General features: G+C 35.0%; 3 protein-coding genes. 2 read left to right on the top strand and 1 reads right to left on the bottom strand.

Translation table 11 applies throughout. The features are described 5' to 3' along the window. Positions 1–55 precede the first annotated feature (55 nt). Positions 56–1,117 (top strand): 3-isopropylmalate dehydrogenase, encoded by a 1,062-nt coding sequence (gene leuB, locus VFS71_RS15795; RefSeq protein WP_326402464.1) that lies wholly within the window; start codon positions 56–58, stop codon positions 1,115–1,117. 135 nt (positions 1,118–1,252) lie between these two features. Here the strand turns inward: leuB and VFS71_RS15800 are convergent, their stop codons facing one another. Then, on the bottom strand, positions 1,253–1,606 hold the full coding sequence (locus VFS71_RS15800) for an RNA-binding protein (protein WP_326402466.1): 354 nt from the start codon (positions 1,604–1,606) through the stop codon (positions 1,253–1,255). 500 nt (positions 1,607–2,106) lie between these two features. On the opposite strand from VFS71_RS15800, the gene VFS71_RS15805 reads away from it, so the two are divergent. Beyond that, positions 2,107–2,664: a 30S ribosomal protein S16 gene (locus tag VFS71_RS15805; RefSeq protein ID WP_326402468.1), complete on the top strand. Its 558-nt coding sequence runs from the start codon at positions 2,107–2,109 to the stop codon at positions 2,662–2,664. Positions 2,665–2,737 lie beyond the last annotated feature (73 nt).

Below are 2,737 nucleotides of genomic sequence, written 5' to 3' on the forward strand. Positions count from 1 at the left end.
GAAAATTACAATTGAAAAAAAAATATATTAAAAATATAATTAAAAATTAACAACAATGAAATTCAACATTGCCCTTTTAGCCGGAGACGGAATCGGACCAGAAGTAATTAACGAAGCTGTTAAAGTTTCGGATGCCATTGCCAAAAAATTCAATCACGAAATCACTTGGACACCTGCTCTTACAGGTGCTTGTGCTATTGATGCCGTTGGTGTTCCTTACCCAGACGAAACTCACGAAATTTGTATGGCTGCCGATGCTGTTCTTTTTGGAGCTATCGGACACCCAAAATATGATAACAATCCAAGCGCACCTGTACGCCCAGAACAAGGTTTATTGTTAATGCGTAAAAAATTAGGCTTGTTCGCCAATGTTCGTCCAACCTTTACTTTTCCATCTTTGATTGATAATTCTCCATTAAAAAGAGAGCGCATCGAAGGAACTGATTTGGTTTTCTTAAGAGAATTAACTGGAGGAATTTATTTTGGGGAAAAAGGAAGAAGAGACGAAGGAGAAACTGCTTTTGACAATTGTGTATACACTAGAGTTGAAGTTCAACGTTTGGCAAAAAAAGGTTTTGAACTAGCAATGACACGTTCTAAAAAATTATGTTGTGTTGACAAAGCCAATGTATTGGAGACTTCTCGTTTGTGGAGAGAAACTGTTCAAGCTATGGAAAAAGATTATCCAGAGGTTGAAGTAAGTTATGAATTTGTTGATGCAGTTGCGATGCGATTGGTACAATGGCCAAACTCTTATGATGTATTAATCACAGAGAATTTATTTGGAGACATTTTGACTGATGAAGCTTCTGTGATTTCAGGTTCAATGGGATTAATGCCATCTGCATCAGTAGGTGAACATACTTCATTATACGAGCCAATCCACGGATCTTATCCACAAGCAACTGGTTTGAATATTGCAAATCCATTGGCGACTGTTTTATCAGCAGCTATGATGTTTGAAGATGCATTTGGATTGAAAGCAGAAGCAGAAGCTATCAGAGCCGTAGTTAACAAATCATTGGAACAAGGAATTGTAACTGAAGATTTGGTAGCCAAAGGATCAAAAGCATATTCTACAAGTGAAGTAGGTGACTGGTTGGTTGCCAATTTGTAAAATAAAATATATTATTGTTATTGTTGAGAAGCTGGATTGCTTCTCAACAATAACAATAAATAATTACAAAATATAATAAACAAAAAAGGTGTCAATTTACATTGACACCTTTTTAATATATGATTGAAAAAAATATTAATATCTTCCTCTGTCTCCACCACCACGGTTATCTCCACCACGGTTGTTTCCGTAACCTCCGCGAGAATCACCTCCACGGTTGTTGTTAAAACTTCTTCTTTCGCCTTCTGGTTTTGGTTCAGATTTGTTTACAACGATTGCACGTCCTTGAACAGTAGCTCCGTTCAATTCGTCAATTGCTTTCTGAGCTTCATCATCATTTGTCATTTCAACAAATCCGAATCCTTTACTTCTTCCTGTAAATTTATCTGTGATAATTTTAACTGAATCAACTGCTCCGTAAGCCTCGAAAGACTCTCTTAAATCTGCTTCCTCAATACTGAATGGAAGGCTTCCAACAAAAATATTCATAAGTACTTATTTATAATAATTGAAGCAAATGTACTCTATTTTTTTTCTAAACAACTATAAATTAGCTTATTTATGATATAATTTATGATATACCTCTATTTTGCTTTTTAACAAATCCCTATTTCAACAATGAAAAACCAACTTTTATTCCTTTATCAATTTAAGAATCAACCAGAATAGTTTCTCCAAGTCGCACAATTATTGTTTTTACAAAAAAAAAGCATAATTCCATTTCCTTTCATACCAAATCGATCTTCAACAACTAAAATCTCAAAAAGCTTGATAATTTGTATCGACTCCAATTCCATTGCCAAAACATAAAATTGATATTCGATTTTCTAGCTCATTGATGGGTTTTCCTGTTTAAAACAAAACTAAAAAACAGCTAATAAACTATTAATCATTAAAATAATAAACTTTTTAGATAGTTTCGATAAAAGATGTATCTTTGCACCCTTAATTAATCGAGGTCGAGTACCTCAAAATTTAATCATACGATTATGTCAGTAAAAATTAGATTACAAAGACACGGTAAAAAACAAAAACCTTTTTACTGGGTTGTAGCAGCAGATGCTCGCTCAAAAAGAGATGGTAAATACCTAGAAAAAATTGGTACTTACAATCCAAACACAAACCCTGCAACTATCGAATTGAACTTGGATAGCGCAGTAAAATGGTTGCACAATGGTGCTCAGCCAACTGATACGGCAAAAGCTATTCTTTCTTACAAAGGTGCTTTATTGAAACACCACCTAGATGGAGGTATCCGTAAAGGTGCTTTGACTCAAGAACAAGCTGATGCAAAATTAGCTGCTTGGTTAGAAGCTAAAGCTGGAAAAGTTGACGCTAAAAAAGATGGTTTATCTAAAGCGCAAGCTGATGCTAAAGCTAAAGCTTTGAAAGCAGAACAAGAAGTAAATGCAAAACGTTTAGCTGCTGCTGCACAAGCTGAAGCTGATGCTATTGCTGCTGCAACTCCTGCTGTTGAAGAAGAAGTTGTTGCTGAAGCTGAAGAAGCTCCTGCTGCTGAAGAAAATAACGAAACAACTGAAGCATAATTTAGTAGGCGAAAATGCGTAAAGAAGATTGTTTCTATTTGGGTAAAATCGCCAAAAAATTTAGTTTCAAAGG

Origin of the sequence: Flavobacterium sp., from assembly GCF_035760125.1 — a bacterium.
Classification (GTDB): domain Bacteria; phylum Bacteroidota; class Bacteroidia; order Flavobacteriales; family Flavobacteriaceae; genus Flavobacterium.

What these genes read in the sequence shown, in the direction of transcription:
- leuB (WP_326402464.1), top strand. Translation starts at nt 56, where the DNA reads ATGAAATTCAACATTGCCCTTTTAGCCGGAGACGGAATCGGACCAGAA.
- VFS71_RS15800 (WP_326402466.1), bottom strand. Translation starts at nt 1,606, where the DNA reads ATGAATATTTTTGTTGGAAGCCTTCCATTCAGTATTGAGGAAGCAGAT.
- VFS71_RS15805 (WP_326402468.1), top strand. Translation starts at nt 2,107, where the DNA reads ATGTCAGTAAAAATTAGATTACAAAGACACGGTAAAAAACAAAAACCT.